Annotated in this window: 19 protein-coding genes; 10 read left to right on the top strand and 9 right to left on the bottom strand. The window is 64.6% G+C overall.

Annotated elements, in window-relative coordinates:
• Nucleotides 1-3 precede the first annotated feature (3 nt).
• Genes LPJ38_RS06795 through LPJ38_RS06775 form a run of 5 tightly spaced genes read right to left on the bottom strand, consistent with a single transcriptional unit; the run spans nt 4 to nt 4,378 of the window.
• Nucleotides 4-726 carry an AprI/Inh family metalloprotease inhibitor gene (locus LPJ38_RS06795; protein ID WP_145639052.1) on the bottom strand — a complete coding sequence of 241 codons (723 nt, stop codon included), beginning with the start codon at nt 724-726 and terminating at the stop codon, nt 4-6.
• Nucleotides 726-1,715 carry a 2-hydroxyacid dehydrogenase gene (locus tag LPJ38_RS06790; protein WP_145639054.1) on the bottom strand — a complete coding sequence of 330 codons (990 nt, stop codon included), beginning with the start codon at nt 1,713-1,715 and terminating at the stop codon, nt 726-728. The genes LPJ38_RS06795 and LPJ38_RS06790 overlap by 1 nt, the downstream gene beginning before the upstream one ends.
• Nucleotides 1,715-2,533: an ABC transporter permease gene (locus tag LPJ38_RS06785; RefSeq protein ID WP_145639056.1), complete on the bottom strand. Its 819-nt coding sequence runs from the start codon at nt 2,531-2,533 to the stop codon at nt 1,715-1,717. The genes LPJ38_RS06790 and LPJ38_RS06785 overlap by 1 nt, the downstream gene beginning before the upstream one ends.
• The gene (locus LPJ38_RS06780; protein ID WP_145639058.1) at nt 2,530-3,345 is read right to left on the bottom strand and encodes an ABC transporter ATP-binding protein; all 816 of its coding nucleotides are present in this window, start codon (nt 3,343-3,345) and stop codon (nt 2,530-2,532) included. Before LPJ38_RS06780 ends, LPJ38_RS06785 begins: the two co-directional genes overlap by 4 nt.
• A 10-nt stretch (nt 3,346-3,355) precedes the next feature.
• On the bottom strand, nt 3,356-4,378 hold the full coding sequence (locus LPJ38_RS06775) for an ABC transporter substrate-binding protein (protein WP_145639060.1): 1,023 nt from the start codon (nt 4,376-4,378) through the stop codon (nt 3,356-3,358).
• A 132-nt stretch (nt 4,379-4,510) separates the two neighbouring features.
• Between LPJ38_RS06775 and LPJ38_RS06770 the strand changes: the two genes are divergently transcribed.
• From LPJ38_RS06770 to LPJ38_RS06760, 3 genes are all read left to right on the top strand, one after another.
• Nucleotides 4,511-5,317 carry a creatininase family protein gene (locus LPJ38_RS06770; RefSeq protein WP_145639062.1) on the top strand — a complete coding sequence of 269 codons (807 nt, stop codon included), beginning with the start codon at nt 4,511-4,513 and terminating at the stop codon, nt 5,315-5,317.
• Nucleotides 5,318-5,456: 139 nt separating this feature from the next.
• Entirely contained in the window at nt 5,457-5,720 is a 264-nt protein-coding gene (locus tag LPJ38_RS06765) for a hypothetical protein (RefSeq protein WP_167520635.1), read from the top strand.
• A 406-nt stretch (nt 5,721-6,126) separates the two neighbouring features.
• Nucleotides 6,127-8,097, top strand: coding sequence for a carbohydrate porin (locus LPJ38_RS06760; RefSeq protein ID WP_145639335.1), 1,971 nt, complete (start codon nt 6,127-6,129; stop codon nt 8,095-8,097).
• A 276-nt stretch (nt 8,098-8,373) separates the two neighbouring features.
• Here the strand turns inward: LPJ38_RS06760 and LPJ38_RS06755 are convergent, their stop codons facing one another.
• Nucleotides 8,374-10,446, bottom strand: coding sequence for a methyl-accepting chemotaxis protein (locus tag LPJ38_RS06755; protein ID WP_145639067.1), 2,073 nt, complete (start codon nt 10,444-10,446; stop codon nt 8,374-8,376).
• A gap of 244 nt (nt 10,447-10,690) precedes the next feature.
• Between LPJ38_RS06755 and LPJ38_RS06750 the strand changes: the two genes are divergently transcribed.
• On the top strand, nt 10,691-11,986 hold the full coding sequence (locus LPJ38_RS06750; protein ID WP_145639069.1) for a hemolysin family protein: 1,296 nt from the start codon (nt 10,691-10,693) through the stop codon (nt 11,984-11,986).
• A gap of 64 nt (nt 11,987-12,050) precedes the next feature.
• Here LPJ38_RS06750 and LPJ38_RS06745 read toward each other — a convergent pair whose 3' ends face one another.
• Entirely contained in the window at nt 12,051-12,290 is a 240-nt protein-coding gene (locus tag LPJ38_RS06745) for a PilZ domain-containing protein (protein ID WP_145639071.1), read from the bottom strand.
• Nucleotides 12,291-12,388: 98 nt separating this feature from the next.
• The gene (locus tag LPJ38_RS06740) at nt 12,389-14,077 is read right to left on the bottom strand and encodes an FMN-binding glutamate synthase family protein (protein WP_404438165.1); all 1,689 of its coding nucleotides are present in this window, start codon (nt 14,075-14,077) and stop codon (nt 12,389-12,391) included.
• A gap of 379 nt (nt 14,078-14,456) precedes the next feature.
• Here LPJ38_RS06740 and LPJ38_RS06735 point away from each other — a divergent pair, with 379 nt between their 5' ends.
• The gene (locus LPJ38_RS06735) at nt 14,457-14,849 is read left to right on the top strand and encodes a RidA family protein (RefSeq protein WP_145639340.1); all 393 of its coding nucleotides are present in this window, start codon (nt 14,457-14,459) and stop codon (nt 14,847-14,849) included.
• 44 nt (nt 14,850-14,893) lie between these two features.
• Nucleotides 14,894-15,277, top strand: coding sequence for a nuclear transport factor 2 family protein (locus LPJ38_RS06730; RefSeq protein ID WP_145639073.1), 384 nt, complete (start codon nt 14,894-14,896; stop codon nt 15,275-15,277).
• A 116-nt stretch (nt 15,278-15,393) separates the two neighbouring features.
• Here the strand turns inward: LPJ38_RS06730 and LPJ38_RS06725 are convergent, their stop codons facing one another.
• A complete protein-coding gene (locus LPJ38_RS06725) occupies nt 15,394-16,167 on the bottom strand; it encodes a ferredoxin--NADP reductase (protein WP_145639075.1) in 774 nt (257 codons plus the stop codon).
• 377 nt (nt 16,168-16,544) lie between these two features.
• On the opposite strand from LPJ38_RS06725, the gene LPJ38_RS06720 reads away from it, so the two are divergent.
• The 4 genes from LPJ38_RS06720 to LPJ38_RS06705 all read left to right on the top strand — a co-directional run bounded on the left by LPJ38_RS06720 (nt 16,545) and on the right by LPJ38_RS06705 (nt 19,860).
• Entirely contained in the window at nt 16,545-17,345 is an 801-nt protein-coding gene (locus LPJ38_RS06720) for an ATP-grasp domain-containing protein (protein ID WP_145639078.1), read from the top strand.
• 193 nt (nt 17,346-17,538) lie between these two features.
• Complete coding sequence (locus tag LPJ38_RS06715; protein ID WP_145639080.1) at nt 17,539-18,540, top strand: NADP-dependent oxidoreductase; 1,002 nt, start codon at nt 17,539-17,541, stop codon at nt 18,538-18,540.
• A gap of 142 nt (nt 18,541-18,682) precedes the next feature.
• Entirely contained in the window at nt 18,683-19,522 is an 840-nt protein-coding gene (locus LPJ38_RS06710; protein ID WP_145639082.1) for a hypothetical protein, read from the top strand.
• 122 nt (nt 19,523-19,644) lie between these two features.
• Nucleotides 19,645-19,860, top strand: a complete 216-nt coding sequence (locus tag LPJ38_RS06705) for a hypothetical protein (RefSeq protein ID WP_018316432.1) — start codon at nt 19,645-19,647, stop codon at nt 19,858-19,860.
• Nucleotides 19,861-20,040: the final 180 nt, after the last annotated feature.

Genomic DNA, 20,040 nt, shown 5'->3' with positions numbered 1-20,040 from the left:
CGCCTATTGACGCAGCATGATCAGGGGATCGGCGGTGTCGGGGACGCGCCGCCATTGCGCGTTGTCGTCGGCCTCGAACTGCCAAGCATCGCCCGATTTCGACATCAGGATGATCTGGCCGCGCTCGAGCCGCCATTGCGTCGGGTTGAACTGCGCGATCGACGCGTCGCATCTCGGCTTGAGGAAGACCTGGAAATTGTCCGGCCCCGCCTCGGTGTTGGTCAGCGTCAGCCCGCACACCGGCTGGCCATTGCCGCGCACCATCGACCAATCACCGATCATCTGGTCCATCGACTTGGCCATGGCGCGGGCGGCGGCGAGGTCTTGCAGGATGTAGACGCCCTCGCCCTGGCGCAGGCCCTCGAAGATGCCGGCCTCGACCTCGGTGAAGTCGATCACGGCTTCACCGGTAGCGTCCTGCAAGCGGACGATGTCGAGTCCCCTGACGCTCCAGGCAACGATGTCCTTGGTGAAGGGCAGCGCGGCCTTGCAGGCGGGCTCGAGCTCGAGCTTGAAACCCTGGCCCGCGGCGTCGCCCTTGAGAGTGACAACGCAGGTCTTGCTGCGCTCGGTGGTCGAGAGCTCCCACTGTCCGGGCATCTGCTTCTTCAGGGCCGCCGCATCCTGCGCATGCGCGATGCCGATCGCGGCCAGGCAGGCCACGACGGCGCCGATCGCGGCCAAAGAGGCCGCGACGGCGGATGCTGCGACCCGAAGAGCTCTCATCAGCGTCCCTTGAATGGTGTTTCCGCAACCGGGGTCAGCGGGGCCTTGCCGCCGAACCAGGCCTTGAGATTGTCGACCACGAGCTGATCCATCGCGTTGCGCGTCACCACCGAGGCCGAGCCGATATGCGGCAGCAGCACGACGTTCTGCATGGTCTTGAGCTCGTCCGGCACGTTCGGCTCGGCCGCGAACACGTCGAGGCCGGCGGCGAGGATGGTGCCTGATTTCAGCGCCTGAACCAGCGCCGGCTCGTCCACCACCGAGCCGCGCGCCACGTTGATCAGTACGCCGCGCGGACCGAGCGCCTTGAGCACGTCGGCATTGATCATCTTGTTCGTGCTGGCGCCGCCGGGGACGATCACCATCAGCGTGTCCACCGCCTTGGCCATCTCGATCAAGTCAGGATAGTGCTTGTAGGAGACGTCCTTGGACGGATTGCGCGAGTGATAGACCACCGGCACCAGCGAGGCATCGAGCCGGCGCGCGATGGCCTGGCCGATCCGGCCCATGCCGACGATGCCGACCTTGCGGTCGCGCAGCGAGCCGACGCTGAGCGGGTAGTTCTGCGTCTGCCAGAGGCCGGAGCGGACATAGCGGTCGGCCTTGATGAATTCGCGCAAAGTCGAGATCAACAGGCCCATCGCGACGTCGGCGACCTCCTCGGTCAGCACATCAGGCGTGTTGGTGACGATGACGTTGTGCTCGGCTGCATATTTGACGTCGACGTGGTCGTAGCCGACGCCGAAGCTCGCCACCATCTCGACCTTGGGCAATTGCGACAGCGAGTCCTTGTCGGCGCGCACGGTGTGATAGGTCACGGCGACGCCGCGGATCTTCTCGCGGATCGCCGGCGTCAGCCGCTCGAGGTCACCGCGGGTCTCGGCCTTGTGCACGACGAAATGGTCGGAAAATCCGTTGTCGAGGATCGGCCGCACCGGTCCATAAATCAAAAGATCGATCTTTTCGGACGAAATCGAACCGGTAGACATCAGCTTTCCTTTCCAAGCGCGCTCTCGTGCCAGCGCCGTAAAACGAGGTGGGAAACTAGCGCCAGCACCCCATAGATGACAATCCCGGCCAGCGACAACAGAAGCAGCGCCGCGAACATGCGGGGTATGTTCAATCGATAGCCTGACTCGGCGATCCGATAGGCGAGCCCGGAGCCGGCACCGGCCGTTCCGGCCGCAATCTCGGCCACGACCGCGCCGATCAGCGACAGGCCGCCGGCGATGCGCAAACCGCCGAGGATGTAGGGCAGCGCCGCAGGCAGCTTGAGAAAGCGCAGGGTCTGGGGCTTTGATGCACCATAGAGCTGGAACAGGCCGGCGAGATTGCGGTCGACCGAATTGAGCCCGAGCGTGGTGTTGGACAGCACCGGGAAGAACGCGACGATGAAGGCGCAGACCACGACCGCGGTCTGCTGCTCCAGATAGATCAGCAGCAGCGGCGCAATCGCGATGACCGGCGTCACCTGGAGCACGATGGCATAGGGGAACAGCGAATATTCCACCCATTTCGACTGGTTGAACAGCAGCGCCAGCGCAATGCCGCCGATGCTGGCCGCGATGAAGCCTTCGAGCGCGGTCAGGAGCGTGGTCGCGAGCGATTGTGACAGCACCGCCCAATCCTTGATCAATGTCAGGACGATGACGGAGGGCGCCGGCAGCACGTAGGGTGGAATCTCCTTGATCCGGACGACCGCTTCCCACGCAAGGAGGCCGGCCGCGAACACGATGACGGGCAGGACGATGCGCATCGCGCGTTGCGCAGTTCGCGGTTTCGCGGTGACGGTGGCTTGCGCGCTCATAGCGTCGACTGTCCCGAATATGACGGCGCCAGCGCGGCCGACACGCGTCGGCAATAATCGGAATAGGCGGTCGAGGTGCGAAACTCCTCGCCGCGCGGCTCGACCGTCTCGATGCGGAGGTCGGCCTGGATGCGGCCGGGCCGCCCCGTCATCACCACGACGCGCTGCGACAGGTAGACGGATTCGAACACCGAATGGGTGACGAAGATGACGGTCTTGCCGAGGCTGCGCCACAGCGCGAGCAGATCGTTGTTGAGGCGGAAGCGCGTGATCTCGTCAAGCGCGGCGAACGGTTCGTCCATCAGCAGGATATCGGGATCGGTGACGAGCGCGCGCGCCAGCGACACCCGCATCTTCATGCCGCCGGACAGCTCGCGCGGATAGGCCTCGGCGAAATCGGCGAGCCCGACGCTGGCGAGCGCCGCATCGGCACGTTCGCACGCTTCCGCCTTCGGAACGCGGCCGAGCCGCAGAGGCAGCCGCACATTCTCGCGCACGCTGGTCCAGGGCATCAGGGTCGGCTCCTGGAACACGAAGCCGATGCCGTGGCCCGGCTGCATCTCGCCCTCGTGATGCGCCACCCGCACGGTGCCCGACGACGGCGCCGCGAGGCTTGCGACGATCCGCAGCGCCGTCGACTTGCCGCAGCCGGACGGGCCCAGCAGCGAGATGAACTCGCCCTTGCGCACGGCAAGGTCGAGCGGGCCGAGCGCCATCACGCCGTTGTCATAGGTCTTCGTCACGCCGCGCAGGCTGACGGCGAGCGCCGTCAGGCTGGCCTCGACGGCAGCGGAGGTTGGGGCAGCGGACATCGCCCGTGCGTTACGGCTTGTTCGGACGCAGCTCGACGCCGACGCCCTTGTTGACGAAGCGCAGCGTGTAGGATTTGCGGAAATCGAGATCCGCCTTGACGACGCCGGCCTTGACCATCTTGTTGAAGAAGGAGGCGTAGCGCTCGTCGCTCATGGCGCCGATGCCGTTCTTCAAGCTATCGCCGGAATCGACGATGCCGTGCTCCTTCATCTTGGCGACGGAATAGGCGAGCAGATCGTCGGTCATCTCCGGATTGAGCTTCTTGATCAGGGCATTGCCCGGGGAATTGTCGCGATAGATATAATTGTACCAGCCGATCATGGAGGCATCGACGAAGCGCTGGACGAGATCGGGCTTCTTCTCGACGATTTCGCGGCGGGTCTCGATCAGGGTCGAATAGGTGTTGAAGCCGTAATCGGCGAGCAACAGCACGTTGGGCTTGAAGCCCGCCGCCTTCTCGACCGCGAACGGCTCTGACGTCACGTAGCCCTGCATGGCGCTCTTGGGATTGGCGATGAAGGGCTGCGGATTGAAATTGTAGGGGCGGACGTTCTTCTCGCTGAATCCGTACTCGGATTTCAGCCATTGGAAGTAGCTGGTCATGCCTTCCTTGGAGACGAACAGCGTCAGCGGCTTGAGGTCCTCGATCTTGGCGACCTTGGCGTCGGGCTGCGTCAGCATCACCTGCGGGTCCTTCTGGAAGATCGCGGCGATGGTGATGACGGGCACGTTGTTGGCCACCGCATCGAACGACATCAGCGTATTCGCGGCCATGAAGAAATCGATCTTGCCGGCGATCAGCAGCATCCGGTTGTTCTCGTTGGGACCGCCGGGGATGATGGTGACGTCGAGGCCGTATTTCTTGTAGGTGCCGTCGGCGACGGCCTGGAAGAAGCCGCCATGCTCGGCCTCGGCAACCCAGTTGGTGCCGAACGTGACCTTGTCCAGCGTCTCGGCCCGCGTCGGCGCCAGAGACACGACAGCGGCCGTCAGGCCCGCAATTAACGCTCGCCGCAGATGAGAGGGGCTCATGAGTGCACTCCGTCGATCGCTTCTAGCCGATACCAAGCCAACGCGATAAAACCGCATGGGGACGCGAGCCGGTCGGGCCCGCGTCCCCTCATAACCCCAAATTACGTGACAAATTCGGGCAAAGAAACCTTGATGACGCCGTCCCGCGACTGGAACGAAATCCGTTGGGCCGACGCCGCCGCCGCGGACCTGTCGCGCTGGATCGCCGTGCTGCCGCTGGCCGCGACCGAGCAGCACGGCCCGCATCTGCCTGTGACGACCGACGTGCTGATTGCGGAGGCTTACCTGGCCCGCGTGCGCGAGCTGCTGCCCGAGAGCATTCCCGCCAGCTTCCTGCCCGTCGAACGGATCGGGATTTCCACCGAGCATATCGACTATCCGGGAACGCAGACGCTGCCAACCGAAACTGCGCTGAAGAAATGGACCGCCATCGGCGAGGACGTCGCGCGGCGCGGCGTGAGGAAGCTCGTCCTCATCACCAGCCACGGTGGCAACAGCGCGGCGATGATGCTAATCGCGCAGGATCTGCGCGCGCACCAAAAGCTGTTCGTGGTGACGACATCGTGGTCGCGGCTATCGGGCGCGGATACTTTGTTCCCAGCCGAGGAAGTGCGCCACGGCATTCACGGCGGCGCGGTCGAGACCTCGATCATGCTGGCGCGCTATCCCGATCAGGTGCGCCTGGATGCGATCGCAGATTTTGCCGCGAGCAGCATCGCGCTGGAGCGGCAATATCGCTGGCTGTCGACGCAGCGGCCCGCGCCGTTCGCCTGGCAGGCGCAGGATCTCAACCCCAGCGGCGCGGTCGGCAACGCGACATTGGCTGTTGCCGAGAAAGGCGAGCAGCTGATCGACCGGGGCGCCACGACGTTCTGCGAGCTGCTGGGCGAGGTCGATAACTTCGACGTGAACAGGCTCGCCAAGGGGCCCCTCGGGTAACTCCCATCTCTCTGGAATCATTCGGAAAAGATCGCGACTCCACGGCCGGATTTGCGGTCTTCGAACCGGACGCGAAGAGCCTCCGTCCAATTGGGCACGCGGGCCACAACGGACCGCCTCAACCCGGATGGAGTTTCACATGTCGATCAAGACCAAGATTGCCGCCGTCGCCCTCGCGACTCTCGCCGTCACCGGCAGCATCGTGTCCACCACCTCCTCGGCCGAAGCCAAGCAGCCCGCCTGGGTCTGGGGTGTGGGCGCCGGCATCGCCACTGCCGCCGTCGTCGGCTCCGCGATCGCCGCCACCAACGATCCCTATTACCACGGCTATCGCCGCTGCGGCTGGGTCGCCCAGTACAACGCCTTCGGCCAGTATGTCGGCCGCGTTCGTACCTGCTACTGATCTGAGTACCTGAGGCCGATCTAGCACGTGGATCCTGCGTCCGACACGGGCGCCTCATCCACCCCGTGTCGTGCCCCCCGACCCCGCCCGGCTGTCCCCCCCCGGGCGGGGTCATCTGTTGCGCCCCCGCAAGTTTGTTGCAGTCCCGTCACACAGTGGTGCGAACCATTCCGGGAGGTAGCAAGCGTCAGTTGTTATTGCGAATTATTCGCAATAACGTCTGCAGCAGCCTTAAGGACTTGGACGAAATCACATCGGATCTGGATCATCCGAAGCAATCGGGGGCCAACCAAGACCTGATGACAAGATCGCCGCGAATCGGCAGGGATGCCGGTTGCGGGGAATGGGACATAAGTCGCGTTGTGGGGGCGTGCGTTTGACGCTGAGAGATCATCGACACTGGTACTTGCGAACGGCGGCGGCGATTGCCACGGGCGTGCTGGCTCTACCCGCTACCGGCCACGCGGCCGACCTGCCGCTGAAGGCGCCGATGCTGAAGGCGGTTTATGACTGGACCGGCCTCTATATTGGCGCGCATGCCGGTTATAGCCACGGCTCGTCGCATTCCGCATTGAACGACGGCACCGCCATCGGCAACAATGGCGTCTTCAGCGGCATGATCGGCGGCGTCCAGGCCGGCTACAATTACCGGCTCAACTCCGGCTGGCTGGTCGGCGTCGAAGGCGATTTTACGTTTCCCAACTACATCACCTCGAACTCGATCGTCTCCTTCCTGGCGACACCCGCCAACACCGTCACGCAGCAATGGGACTACGCGGCGAGTGTCCGCGGCCGCGTCGGCTACACCAGTGGCCCGTGGCTGGTCTACGCCACCGGCGGCTTTGCATGGATGGGCGAGCGCTATTTCGACACGCCCGCCTCCGGCGCCGACGTCCCGAAAATCCTGAACACGCGGCCGGGCTGGATCGCGGGCGCCGGCATCGAATACGGCTTCGCGCCGCATTGGAGCGCACGGCTCGAATATCTCTACAGCCGCTTCGACGGCGCCAATGTCGCCTTCTCCACGGGGGCGCAATACTCGTCCTCGTCGCTCGACTTCCAGCAGGTCAGGCTCGGCCTCAATCGCAAGGTCGATTGGCCGGGCCTGCCCAGCTACGATCCAAAGAGCTCGCTGATCGACACGGAATCCGATCGCTGGGAGATCCACGGCCAGACCACCTACCTGCCGCAAGGCTATCCGTCATTCCCCGCGCTCTATAGCGGACCGAACTCGCTGTCGCCGTCGCGGCAGGCGAAAGCGACATGGAGCAACAGCCTGTTCCTGAACGCGCGGCTGTGGGACGGCGGCGAGGTCTATTACAATCCCGAGCTGCTCCAGGGATTTGGATTGAACGACACCGTCGGCGCTGCCGGCTTCCCGAACGGCGAAGCGCAGAAGTCGAACTTCCCCTATCCGCACTACAACACCTCGCGCCTGTTCGTGCGCCAGACGTTCGGTTTTGGCGGCGAGCAGGAGGAGCTTGCGAGCGGGCAGCTGCAGCTGGGCCAGAAAGTCGACGTGTCGCGCCTCACGATTCAGGCCGGCAAGTTCGCAGTGGTCGACGTGTTCGATGGCAATGCCTACGCCAAGGACACCCGCAGGGACTTCATGAACTGGTCGATCTGGGCGCCCGGCGCCTTCGACTATTCCGCCGACAAGGTCGGCCTCACCTACGGCGTCACTGCCGAGCTGAACCAGAAGCAATGGGCGCTGCGCGGCGGCTATTTCCTGATGGTCTCGGAATCCAATTCCAATCATTTCGACACCAGGGTCGGCGAACGCGGCCAGTACGTGCTTGAGCTCGAGACGCGCTTCTCGCTGCTCGGCCAGCCCGGCAAGCTTCGGACCATGGGTTGGGTCGACAGCGCCAACATGGGCAGCTTCCGCGAAACGCTGGACAATCCCGCACTCAATCTCGACATCACGCAGACTCGGCGCGGACGCGTGAAATATGGCTATGTACTGAACCTCGAGCAGGCGATCACGGACGACATCGGCCTGTTCGGCCGCTGGAGCTGGAATGACGGCCGTTTCGAAACGCTGGCCTTCACCGACGTTCATCGCAGCCTGGCCGCGGGATTGTCGATCAAGGGCACGAAATGGGGCCGGCCCGACGACGTGATCGGCATCGGCGGCGCCGTCAACGCGATTTCCCAGGACTATCGTGACTTCCTCGCCGCCGGCGGCCTCGGCGTTCTCGTCGGCGACGGCGCGCTCAACTACCGCAACGAGCGCATCCTCGAAACCTATTACGCCTACGCGCTGAACAAGAACCTCACCCTCACCGGCGACTACCAGCTCATCGTCAACCCCGCCTACAACGCCGACCGCGGACCGGTGTCTGTGTTCTCAGGACGGCTGCACGGGGAGTTCTGAGCACCGTTCGATCCTCGAGGCGGTGCGGCCGTGGTTCACCTCTCCCGCTCGCGGGAGAGGTCGGCGCGCCAGGGCGATGCGAAGCATCGTCCCGCGGCCCGCTGAGGGCTTTCTCCGCTCGGGGATTGTCCCAGCGCGGAAACAACGTCTCCCCGACCCTCTCCCGCAAGCGGGAGAGGGAGTGCACCGTTGCCGCAACATCAAATGGTCAGGCGGAGGCGCCAGCATCGCCGACTCCTCGGAATGGGACTAGGCAGCGTTAGCTATCGCTGAATTCTACGCCGCGCGGATCGCGTCGAGGAATTTGCCGACCTCGACCTTGAGGCGGCTGCTCTCGCCGGACAGCGACCTCGCCGAGGTCAAGACATTGGCGGAGGCGGATCCGGTCTGGCTCGCGCCGCGCTGCACGTCGACGATGCTGGCGGAGACCTGCTGGGTGCCGCGGGCGGCCTGCTGCACGTTGCGGGAGATCTCGCGCGTCGCTGCGCCCTGCTCTTCGACGGCCGCGGCGATCGCGGAGGCAATCTCCGACATGCGAGAGATGGTGTCGCTGATCGACTTGATGGCGCCGACGGAATCCTCGGTCGCGGTCTGGATGCCCGAGATCTGCTGGCTGATCTCGCCGGTGGCCTTGGCGGTCTGTTCGGCGAGCGCCTTGACCTCGGAGGCGACGACGGCGAAGCCGCGACCGGCCTCGCCGGCGCGCGCCGCCTCGATGGTGGCATTGAGGGCCAGAAGATTGGTCTGGCCCGCGATCTGGCTGATGAGCTCGACGACGTCGCCGATCCGGCCCGCCGCCTTGGCGAGCTCGCCGACATGATCGTTGGTGCGGCTGGCCTGCTGCACCGCCTCACCGGCGATGCGCGCGGAATCCTGCACCTGGCGGCTGATCTCGTCGACCGACGAAGCCATCTCCTCCGCAGCGGCCGCAACGGTCTGCACGTTGGTGGAGGCCTGCTCGGAGGCGGCCGCGACGGTGGCGGTGACCTTTTCCGATTGATCGGCCGTGTTCGTCAGCGTTCCCGCCGAGACTTCCAGCTCCGACGATGCCGACGACACGGTATTGATCACGTCGCCGATCATGGCTTCGAACTCGCGCGCGATCTGGTCCATGCGCTGGCTGCGGCGGAGCTTCGCCTCGGCTTCGACCGCGGCGGCCTCGTCGGCCGCCTTCTTGGCGGCGAACGAATCCTTGAAGTGGCGGAGCGAGCCCGCGACCTGGCCGATCTCGTTGCGGCCCGTCGCGGGAATCTCGACCTCGTGCTGTCCGGCGGCAAGCGTTCCGATCACGTCGGCGATCTTCGCCAGCGGCGTCACCACGCGGCTGCGCAGCATCATGGTCACACCGGCGAGCGTGCCGAGCAGTGCCAGCACCACCACGCCCGCGAGGGCGAGCATCGCCAGCGCACCATCGCGCGCAGCCGAAGCGCGCTCGGCTGCTTCCGCCAGCGCGGCGTCGCGGACGCCGTAGAACATCTGGATCGCGGGCACGATCACCTTCGCGAGCTCGTCGGCGGTGGCGCTGTACTTGCCGTCACTCCGGGCTGCGGGAATTTCCTTATCCACGGCACCCGCTGCGGATCCGAAATAGGACTCATTTGCCGCCTTCAGCGCGGTCGCGATGCGGGAGGGGTTTCCGAGCTGCGCGATGCCGGCCTCGATGCGCTCGCGGTTGGCCTCGACGCGGCCCTGCATGCGATCCATGAGCGACAATTCGGCCGCCGTCAGCGGGCGGCGTGCGGACAGCGCCGGCGACAGCGTGGCGGCCCGGCTGCCGGCGGACACCCGCAGATCCTGCGCCGTCCGCGCCAGGCTGAGCAGCGCCGCAAGCGAGGAATCGGCATTGATCACCTTCGCTTCGAGCCGGTTCATGACCGGCTCGAGAGCGGCGAGCACCTCGGCAACACCGGGCAGGAAGCCCTTGGTTGCGGCGCTGTCGCGCGCAGCCAGAGCGACGCCCATCGCGCGATCGGCCGCCGTGGTGATGTCCTTCAGCCGCCGCGCGGCACGGTCGAGATTTTCGCTGATCGCTGCACCGTCATCCAGCACCATGACGGCGCGCCTTGCGGCCTCGAAGCCCGCCTCGGCGGCTTTCGTCGCCTTCGCGGCGGCTTCGAGCTGAGCCTGGCTCGCGGCCGCTTCCTGGAAGATCGGGCCGATATAGGGGGCGCGCAGGCTGGCGACGTGCTGGCTGGCCATCAGCGTCGCACCAAAGGCATCGACGGTCTTGATCGCATCGGAGCGGTTCGCGAAGATCCGCGTCTGGGGGATGAGCACCTCAGCGCCGAGGATGATTGCAAACACCGTCACCGTCAGCATCGACAGCGCAAAAAGCTTTCCGATCCGCATCCTGGTCCCCGAATACATCCTGCAAATGTCGGGAAAACTAGCCGGCCCCCACTAAGAGCCCGTTAAGCAAAGGCCCGTAGTTCCGCGGGGGCGCCATCTCGTCGCAGGTTTGATCGAACAGCGCCCGCCGACCGCTTCCTACGGAGCGCGGAACGCGACACAATGACCGGCATTTTCCACTGGGATACCTATATCCAGACCAGTGCCGCCGTGCGGCCACACTCGCTTACCCCCTGGAACATCAATGCTCTCGGTCGAACTCGTCATCGTCGTCGTCCTGATCGTCATCAACGGCTTGCTCTCCATGTCCGAGCTCGCCGTGGTGTCGTCGCGCCCGGCGCGGCTGTCGCTGCTCGCGGCGAAGGGCGTCCGCGGCGCCGAGCGGGCGCTGACGCTAGCCGCCGATCCCGGCAAGTTCCTCTCGACTGTCCAGATCGGCATCACGCTGGTCGGCGTCCTCTCCGGCGCATTCTCGGGCGCGACGCTCGGGCAGCGCCTGACGCAATGGCTGCTCGAGTTCGGCCTCTCCAAGGGCATCGCCGACATCGTCGGCGTCGGCCTCGTCGTCACGCTCATCACCTACGCCACGCTCATCGTCGGCGAGCTGGTGCCGAAACAGGTGGCGCTGCGCGATCCCGAGAGCATCGCGGTCAGGGTCGCGCCCGCGATGCATTTGCTGGCGCGAATCTCGCTGCCGCTGGTGTTCCTGCTCGACGTCTCCGGCAGGCTGATCCTCACGCTGCTCGGTCGCGGCGGCAGCGCCGAGGAGAAGGTCTCGGAGGACGAGATCCATCACCTCGTCAAGGAGGCTGAGACGGCGGGCGTGCTCGAGCCCGGCGAGAAGGAGATGATCGCCGGCGTGATGCGGCTCGGCGATCGTCCCGTGGGCGCCGTCATGACGCCGCGCACCGAGGTCGACGAGATCGACCTGAGCGACAATGCAGAGACCATTCGCGACATCATCGCGAAGAGCCCGCATTCGCGCTTTCCCGTCTCGGACGGCGATCGCGACAAGCCGATCGGCGTGCTCCAGGCCAAGGACCTGCTGGTCGCCCATATGCACGCGCGCACGCCGGATCTGCGCGCGCTGGTGCGCGAGGCGCCCGGCATTCCGGCATCGGCAGACGCGCGCGACGTGCTGGCCATCCTGAAAGCCGCGCCGGTCCATGTCGGCCTGGTCTACGACGAATACGGCGCCTTCGAAGGCATGGTGACCGCCGCCGATATCCTCGAATCGATCGTCGGCGCCTTTCATTCCGAGGAAGGGCCGCCCGAGCCGGCCTATGTCAGGCGCGACGACGACTCGCTCCTGATCTCCGGCTGGATGCCGGTCGACGAGTTCGGTGAGCTGCTCGGCATCGAATTGCCGCCGCATCGCTACAACACGGTGGCGGGCCTCGTACTGCAACAGTTCAGCGTGCTGCCCAATGTCGGCGACGCCTTCGATTTCGCCGGCTGGCACATGGAGGTGGTCGATCTCGACGGACGTCGGATCGACAAGATTTTGGCGAGCAGGTTGGGCGAGCAGGCGGCGGCGTGAGACGTGAGTCCCTTGAATTCTCCTCGTGAGATTGTGGGGCGCGCTCAGGGCTGAACTCCTCGCCTCACCCGAACCTCACGCCGATCCGCTTTTCCTTGCGCCAGACCACGGTGCAGGCCCGATGCGTGCCGTCGGCCTGGACGAACAGGGTGAAACGGTCGGGAATGCCGACGGGGGTCGTGACGTCGAGGGCGGCGCCGGTGTCGGAGAGGTTACGGACGGTGCAGTCGATCGCGCCGCCGCCGAACTCGATCGTTCCGGCCTTCAGCACGCGATGTCTGGCTTTTTCGCGCCGCTCGTCCATGGGCATAACATATACCCAAAGTTGAACAAAACCTTAAGCGCCAACCCTGCTCGCGATGAATTTCGTAGGGGCCGGACCAATGGCGCAGCGCGAGGCGCTCACAGCGCGGGCTGGAACGTCTCGGCCCGCGCCATCCGCCAGGCGTCGCGGAATCGCGGATCTTCGGTGCCTTCGAGCAGCTCGCCCGGACGCAGCGCCGGATAGAGCTGCGCGAAGGAGCGCACGTCCGTGGTCGAGGTGCGCTGGGTGAAATGGATCGGGCGCAGCTGCTGCGGATGTTCGAGGCCGGCGGCGGCGATCAGTTCGGTCAGCGAATGCAGCGTCGCATGGTGATAATTGTGCACGCGGTCGATCTTGAGCGGCACGTAGAGCGCGCGCGCCCGCGTCGGGTCCTGCGTCGCAACCCCGGTCGGGCAGCGGTCGGTGTGGCAACTCAGCGACTGGATGCAGCCGAGCGAGAACATGAAGCCGCGCGCCGAGTTGCAATAGTCGGCGCCGATCGCCATCGCGCGCGCCATGTCGAAGGCGGTCGCGATCTTGCCGGAAGCGCCGATCTTGATGCGGTCGCGCGCATTGATCCCGACCAGCGCATTGTGGACGAAATTGACGCCCTCGCGCATCGGCATGCCGAGATGGTCCATGAATTCCAGCGGCGCAGCACCAGTGCCGCCCTCGTTGCCGTCGACGACGATGAAATCCGGATAGATCCCGGTCTCCATCATTGCCTTGCAGATCGCCAGGAATTCCCAGGGATGACCGACGCACAGCTTGAATCCGGCCGGCTTGCCGCCGGACAGGCGGCGCATCTCGCCGATGAACTGCATCATGCCAACTGGGGTGGAGAACGCGCGGTGCGATGCCGGCGAGATGCAATCCTCGCCCATCGCGACGCCGCGGATCTTGGAGATCTCCTCGGAGACCTTCGCCGCCGGCAGCACGCCGCCATGGCCGGGCTTGGCGCCCTGGCTGACCTTGAGCTCGACCATCTTGATCTGCTCGTCGCCGGCGACGCGCGCAAACGCCTCCGGATCGAAGGTGCCGTCGAGATGACGGCAGCCGAAATAGCCGGAGCCGATTTCCCAAATGATGTCGCCGCCCATCTCGCGGTGATAGGGGCTGACGCCGCCCTCGCCGGTGTCATGCGCGAAGCCGCCCTTCCTGGCCCCGGCATTGAGCGCCCGCACGGCGTTCGGGCTGAGCGCGCCGAAGCTCATCGCGGAGATGTTGAACACGGAAGCCGAATAGGGTTTTGCGCAATCCGGCCCGCCGATGAGGACGCGGAATTTTTCCTTGGCATGCGCCTTCGGCGAGACCGAGTGATGCATCCACTCGTAGCCTTCGCGATAGACATCCTCCTGGGTGCCGAACGGCCGCTTGTCGAGCTCCATCTTGGCGCGTTGATAGACCAACGAGCGGGTATCGCGCGAGAACGGCATGCCGTCCTTCTCGCTCTCGAAAAAATATTGCCGCATCTCCGGGCGGATCTCTTCGAGCAGGAAGCGGATATGCGCCGAGATCGGATAGTTGCGCAGCACCGCGTGGCTCTTCTGCAGGAGATCGCGCACCCCCAGCAGCGTCAGCGCGCCGAAGATCAGGATCGGCACCAGCATGATGTCGAAGATCTTGCGGTCTGCGAGACCGATGCCGATCAAGAGCGCGGTGACGACCGCGCAGATCGTCAGCACGATGAAGCGGGGCGAGAAAGGAAGCAGCAGGGTTTCCATGATCCCCTCCTCCGCCAGCGGCAGGCGTTTCGGAGCTTGCTGCGTCTTGTTGTCCTCGGCCACGATTCCCAATCCTCCCGCCAGCATGAGGCGGTACGATACGCCTGTGCCTGTCATACGGATATGACGCGGCCCTTGTTTCAGGCTAGCGAATTCGGCCAGGACAAATCAATCAGCCGGATGGACGGGTTTTGCGGTGCAGCAGGGGGATGGACAGAGGGGGCGGGGCGAAATGGCTTTGCGCCGGGGGCTGAAACACCCCGTTTCCGGCTTCCAGCGCCAACAGAGATGCCCCGGCGACGGCCTGACGCCGCTAGCCGCTCGAGCATCAGCGACGGATCCCGGAGATGGCACAGCACGCGGTGGGCCGCCAGAGAAAGGCCATAACATCAGCCTTCAACTTGTCGGCCGCTTCAAGGCTTCCACGACAGGAGAACTTCTCATGACCAAGCGCGATGCTGTTTTCCCCGCCGGCCGACATGACCTCTATAAGTCGCACGCCTATTCCGCAGCGATCAGATCGGGTGATCTCCTGTTCGTCTCCGGCCAGGTCGGCAGCCGCCGCGATGGCTCGCCCGAGCCGGATTTCGAGGCTCAGGTCCGCCTGGCATTTGCGAATCTCGAGGCGACCCTGAAAGCAGGTGGATGCGGGCTTGACGATATCGTCGACGTGACGACCTTTCACACCGATCCGGAAAATCAGTTCGCGACGATCATGACCGTCAAAAGCGAGATCTTTCCGGAAGAGCCTTATCCGAATTGGACGGCGATCGGCGTCAATTGGCTCGCGGGGTTCGACTTCGAGATCAAGGTCACTGCGCGTATCCCGGGCTGAATTCAGCGCGCCTGGTCGCCAGTGATCTCGCAAGGGAGCGTATCGTGCACGATCTGGAACGCAACAAGGCGAATGTGATCGCCTTCTACGAGCTGATGTTCAACGCGTGCCGGCCGGCCGAGGCCATCGCGCGCTTCGTTGGCGAGGAGTACATCCAGCACAATCCGCATGTCGAAACCGGAAAGAAGGGCTTCATCGATTATTTCGAGCGCATGGCTCGCGAGTGGCCGGGCAAGCGGGTCGAGATAAAGCGGGTCATGGCGGAGAACGAGTACGTCGTTCTCCATTGCTTCCAGCACTGGCCGGGAGACCACGATTACGCGGGAATCGATATTTTCCGGCTCGACGACGACGGAAAGATCGTTGAACATTGGGATGTGCTGCAGGTCATCCCCGAGCATGCAGCCAATCCGAACGGCATGTTCTGAGCTCGCTGCCTGGGCGGTCAGCGTCGTTCCCCGCGGCTGCTGCGCCGCCATACCCGACACGCGGATATGGATCCTGTCCTGGCCTTCGCCAGGACGAAACTGAGGACGAAGGCGGCTTAGCGCTCGACGAACGCCTTCTCGATCACGAAATGGCCGGGCTTGTTGCCGCTGCCCTCGACGAAGTCGCGGCCTTCGAACATCTGCTTCAGCTCTTCGAGCATCGCCGGGCTGCCGCACATCATGATGCGGTCGGTTTCGATGTCGAGCGGACCTTGGCCGATATCGTTGAAGATCTGCTCGGAGCTGATGAGGTCGGTGATGCGGCCACGGTTCTTGAACGGCTCGCGCGTCACGGTCGGATAGTAGATCAGTTTGTCCGCGAGCAGCTCGCCGAACAGCTCGTCTTCGCGCAAGGAAGCGACCAGTCTCTCGCCATAGGCGAGCTCGGAGACCTGGCGGCAGCCATGCACCAGCACGATCGAGTCGAACTGGTCGTAGACCTCGGGGTCCTTGATCAGGCTCGCGAACGGCGCAAGGCCGGTGCCGGTCGAGAGCAGCATCAGCCGCTTGCCGGGGATCAGATTGTCGGTGATCAGCGTACCGGTCGCCTTGCGGCCGACCAGGATGGTGTCGCCTTCCTTGATCTTCTGCAGGCGCGAGGTCAGCGGACCGTCCTGGACCTTGATCGAGAAGAACTCGAGCTGTTCCTCGTGGTTGGCGCTCGCCATGCTGTAGGCGCGCAGCAAGGGGCGGCCATCGACCTCGAGGCCGATCATGGCGAACTGGCCGTTCTGGAACCGGAAGCCGGTGTCGCGCGTGGCGCGGAAGCTGAACAGCGTATCGGTCCAGTGGTGGACGGAAAGAACCTTCTCTCGGTAAAACGCGCTCATGATTTTCGATATTCCGAATATTTGCGGTTTTCGGGCAACAGCGTCGCCCGGCCCCTGACTGCGGGGCGGGCACCATTTGCCATGGCGGAGGATTTCGCGTGTGTGATCTACGCCATTGAGACCAATAATCAACCTCGTTTCGGATGCAATTGATGCCGATCAAACCGGCATTTCGGCTGAATTGGGCGCATCATTAACGAATTTGCTGCCGAGCGCGCGCGACGGGCAATTTCTTTTCCCCGCGGGGCTCGATGGCAGCACTTAATTTCCATCGCGCTCGCAAGAATTTCATTAAGAATAGCTCTGATCTTCACCCCGGTTTGGCGCCATTTCCCGCATTTTTGCGGCTTTCCGCGCCAGGAACGACGGCAATCACCATGGCAGGCGGCGAGCGGATCTTCGTCCAGGCGATCAGGCGTTATTGCGCGGAGCACGGCATCACGGTCGATGTCCGAACTGGCGGGTGGTTGATCGCGATGCGCCGGGGCGAGATGCGCCGCTTCGCCTTCGGCTACGACATCGGCCTCAACAGCGCCATCGCGCACCGCCTCGCCAACGACAAATCGGCCACCGCCGAGGCACTGGCGCTCGAGGGCGTGCCTTGCATTGCCCATCATCTCTTCCTCGACCCGAAGCTGGGCACGCAAATCGCCGGCACCGATTGGCGCGAGAAGATGCTGTCGCTGCTCGCGCGGAATCCGCAAGGCGTGGTGGTGAAGCCGAACGAGGGGACTTCGGGGCGCGCCGTGTTCAAGGTGGCAACGGAAGCGGAGCTCGACCACGCGGTTGGCGAGGTTTTTTCCATGAGCGCCGGCCTCGTGATCTCGCCCTATGTCGCGATCGAGGACGAGGTCCGCGTGGTGCTGCTCGATGATGCGCCCCTCGTGGTCTACAGCAAGCAGCGCGGCAAAGATTGGCGGCACAATCTCGATGCCGGCGCGAGGCCGGTGTTGCTGGCGGAGGACGATGTTCGCGCGGCATGCGTGAAGCTCGCGATCGATGCTGCGCATGCCATCGGCATCGCTTTCGCCTCGATCGACCTTGTCCACGTGGATGGCAGGTGGAGCGTGCTCGAGATCAATTCCGGTGTGATGATGGAAGCGCTGGGCAAGCTGCATCCGGAGCTGGTGCAGGCGGCGTATGACGCGGCGCTAGATCGCGTGTTCGGGGAAAGATAATGGCTGCGGCACCGGTGCTGGGGTGCAGGTGCACGACGACGCAACACGCCTTGCGAGTGCCGGCGTTGGCCGGATGTTCCCGTTGTGAAATCGACCACAGCGCTCTAGCCTTTATGCAACGCACACCACATGCGGCTTGCACGTTTTCTTTGCGAGAGCTGCATCAATCAAAACGAGCGAAGAGGGAAACGCCATGAGCGGCAACATCAATCGCCAGATCCTTCTGGTGGAGAAGCCCAGCGGCAAGCTCGGCCCCGAACATTTCAAGATGGTGGAGAGCGCGCCGCCGGAGCCGAAGGACGGCGAGGCCTTGCTGCGCGTGCGATACATCTCGCTCGACGCCGCCAACCGCGCCTGGATGCACGGCGCGACCTATCGCTCCGCCGTCGAAGCCAACAGCGTGATGGCCGGCGGCGCCATCGCCGAGGTCGTCAGCTCGAAGGCGCCGGGCCTTGCAGCAGGCGACATCGTGTTTGGCGACACCGGCTGGCAGGAATTTGCCGCCGTTCCGGCAAAGCATCTCACCAAAATGCCGAAGCTCGAGCCGATGACGCATCTGCTCAGCGTGTTCGGCATCGCCGGCCTCACCGCTTACTTCGGCCTGCTGGAGATCGGCAAGCCGAAGGAGGGCGAGACGGTCGTGGTCTCCGCGGCCGCCGGCTCGGTCGGCTCGATCGTCGGCCAGATCGCCAAGATTAGGGGATGCCACGTTGTCGGCATCGCGGGCGGCACTGAGAAGTGCAACTGGCTGACCTCGGAGCTCGGCTTCGATGCAGCCGTCGACTACAAGGACGGCGCCGTGTTCAAGGCGCTGCGCGCAGCGGCGCCCAAGGGCATCGACGTCTATTTCGACAATGTCGGCGGCGACATTCTTGAAGCCTGCCTGCCGCAGATGAACAATTACGGCCGCATCGCCTGCTGCGGCGCGATCTCGCAATATGACGGCACGCCCTCCGCCCACGGCCCGCGCGGCGTGCCCGGACTGATCGTGGTGAAGCGCCTCGTGATGCAGGGTTTCATCGTGATGGACTACATGAAGGAGAGCCAGCGCGCGCTCGCCGAGCTCCAGGCCTGGGTCAAATCCGGCAGACTGAAAGTGCAGGAGGACATCATCGATGGCCTCGAAAATACGCCGAATGCGCTGATCGGATTGCTCGCGGGCGAGAACCGCGGCAAGCGCATGGTGAAGCTCTGACGACGCAATTGCGGCGGCATAATTGACTTGCAGGACAGGTCAAAGCGGCGAATGATGCTGCCTGCGAGGCGTCACTCGCGATAATTTCGATTGCATTGCATTTTAAGAATCGTCGGCATCGACCGACGGGGCAGGACATCAGATGTTCAACACATTGAAACAGGCATCGACGCGCAAGGCGTTGCTCGCGGCAGCACTCTTCGCAACTGCAACAGGGGCGTCTGCGCAAGCACCGACCGAGGCCCAGAAGAGCGCCATCCGCTCCGCATGCCGCTCGGATTTCATCGCGCACTGCGCGAGCGTCACGCCCGGCGGCGTGGAAGCGTATCAGTGCCTGGCGAAGAACATGTCCAGCCTGTCAGCGGGATGCCAAACCGCGGTTCGCGCCGTCGAACCTGCGAAGACCGAAGCTGCGCCCGCCGCGCCGAAGACCGAGCCCGCACCCAAGGCAGAAACGGCGCCAGCCGCACCGAAGGCTGATGCCGCCCCCGCGGCAGAGCCCGCTGCCGCGCCGGCGCCGAGGGCCGCTGCCGCCAAGCAGCCGAGCAGCGCGCAGGTTGCGGCGGTCAAGAGCGCGTGCCGCGCCGACTATCCCAAGGTGTGCGCCAGCGTGCCGCCGGGCGGCGCGCCCGCGCTCGAATGCCTGGAGAAGAACAAGGCCAAGGTCTCACCCGCCTGCGAGAAGGCCGTGAGCGCTGCAGCCGGCGGCGGCACGACAGCAGCCGCAGCGCCCGCCGCCCCCGCAGCAGCAGCTCCGGCGGCAGGAGCCGCACCGGCAGCCGCGCCAGCCGTGATCGTGTTGCGCCCCTTGCTGCCGCGCGAAGAGCTGTTCATCGTGAGGTCGGCCTGCAGCGCCGACATCCGCACGCTCTGCGCGGGCGTCGCGCCCGGAGGTGGCCGCATCATTCAATGCATTTCCAACAGGGCTGCTTCGCTGTCGCCCGCGTGCAAGGACGTGCTCGCGCCGTTCGCGGCGAGATGAACTCTCGTACGCCCCAAGGGACGACATGATTGATCACGTGCGTGCATGAATTCACGCGCGCCTGCGACGACAAATTTATTGCAGATATCCGATTCCGATCACGACAAGCCCGGGAGGACCACATGCGTTCGTTGCTGCTCGTCGCTTCTGCACTGCTTGCTTTCGCGGCCACCATGACCTTCGAAGCCACCGACGCCAATGCGGTGGTTTGCGCCCGCGGCGTCTATCGCGCCGGTTGCGCCGGGCCGAACGCGGCCGTCGTGGTCCGGAAGCCGGTTCCCGCCGTGCGCTGCACCAGGGTTCTGGTGAACGGGGTTTACGTGAAGCGCTGCGTCTGAGGCGCGAATAGCCAAGCCGGCGCGGTTTGGCTATGATTCGGACCTGACGGTTCGGACGCCCGAAAACGTGCGGTCCGAAGATGAGCTTTGGCGTGTCCGCGCCGGCCGATAATTCTGCTGGCGCCGGACGCGGGAGCCCATTAGTCTACCCTTAGATAGTAAGTATACTGTCAATTAGGG

Origin of the sequence: Bradyrhizobium daqingense, assembly GCF_021044685.1 — a bacterium.
Classification (GTDB): Bacteria; Pseudomonadota; Alphaproteobacteria; order Rhizobiales; family Xanthobacteraceae; genus Bradyrhizobium; species Bradyrhizobium daqingense.
The sequence above is the reverse complement of the archived record's forward strand: the minus strand, read 5'-3'. Positions and strand labels throughout refer to the sequence as shown.

What these genes read in the sequence shown, in the direction of transcription:
- LPJ38_RS06710 (WP_145639082.1), top strand. Translation starts at nt 18,683, where the DNA reads ATGTTCAACACATTGAAACAGGCATCGACGCGCAAGGCGTTGCTCGCG.
- LPJ38_RS06795 (WP_145639052.1), bottom strand. Translation starts at nt 726, where the DNA reads ATGAGAGCTCTTCGGGTCGCAGCATCCGCCGTCGCGGCCTCTTTGGCC.
- LPJ38_RS06775 (WP_145639060.1), bottom strand. Translation starts at nt 4,378, where the DNA reads ATGAGCCCCTCTCATCTGCGGCGAGCGTTAATTGCGGGCCTGACGGCC.
- LPJ38_RS06725 (WP_145639075.1), bottom strand. Translation starts at nt 16,167, where the DNA reads ATGAGCGCGTTTTACCGAGAGAAGGTTCTTTCCGTCCACCACTGGACC.
- LPJ38_RS06765 (WP_167520635.1), top strand. Translation starts at nt 5,457, where the DNA reads ATGTCGATCAAGACCAAGATTGCCGCCGTCGCCCTCGCGACTCTCGCC.
- LPJ38_RS06735 (WP_145639340.1), top strand. Translation starts at nt 14,457, where the DNA reads ATGACCAAGCGCGATGCTGTTTTCCCCGCCGGCCGACATGACCTCTAT.
- LPJ38_RS06745 (WP_145639071.1), bottom strand. Translation starts at nt 12,290, where the DNA reads ATGGACGAGCGGCGCGAAAAAGCCAGACATCGCGTGCTGAAGGCCGGA.
- LPJ38_RS06770 (WP_145639062.1), top strand. Translation starts at nt 4,511, where the DNA reads ATGACGCCGTCCCGCGACTGGAACGAAATCCGTTGGGCCGACGCCGCC.
- LPJ38_RS06715 (WP_145639080.1), top strand. Translation starts at nt 17,539, where the DNA reads ATGAGCGGCAACATCAATCGCCAGATCCTTCTGGTGGAGAAGCCCAGC.
- LPJ38_RS06785 (WP_145639056.1), bottom strand. Translation starts at nt 2,533, where the DNA reads ATGAGCGCGCAAGCCACCGTCACCGCGAAACCGCGAACTGCGCAACGC.
- LPJ38_RS06755 (WP_145639067.1), bottom strand. Translation starts at nt 10,446, where the DNA reads ATGCGGATCGGAAAGCTTTTTGCGCTGTCGATGCTGACGGTGACGGTG.
- LPJ38_RS06790 (WP_145639054.1), bottom strand. Translation starts at nt 1,715, where the DNA reads ATGTCTACCGGTTCGATTTCGTCCGAAAAGATCGATCTTTTGATTTAT.
- LPJ38_RS06720 (WP_145639078.1), top strand. Translation starts at nt 16,545, where the DNA reads ATGGCAGGCGGCGAGCGGATCTTCGTCCAGGCGATCAGGCGTTATTGC.
- LPJ38_RS06750 (WP_145639069.1), top strand. Translation starts at nt 10,691, where the DNA reads ATGCTCTCGGTCGAACTCGTCATCGTCGTCGTCCTGATCGTCATCAAC.
- LPJ38_RS06780 (WP_145639058.1), bottom strand. Translation starts at nt 3,345, where the DNA reads ATGTCCGCTGCCCCAACCTCCGCTGCCGTCGAGGCCAGCCTGACGGCG.
- LPJ38_RS06705 (WP_018316432.1), top strand. Translation starts at nt 19,645, where the DNA reads ATGCGTTCGTTGCTGCTCGTCGCTTCTGCACTGCTTGCTTTCGCGGCC.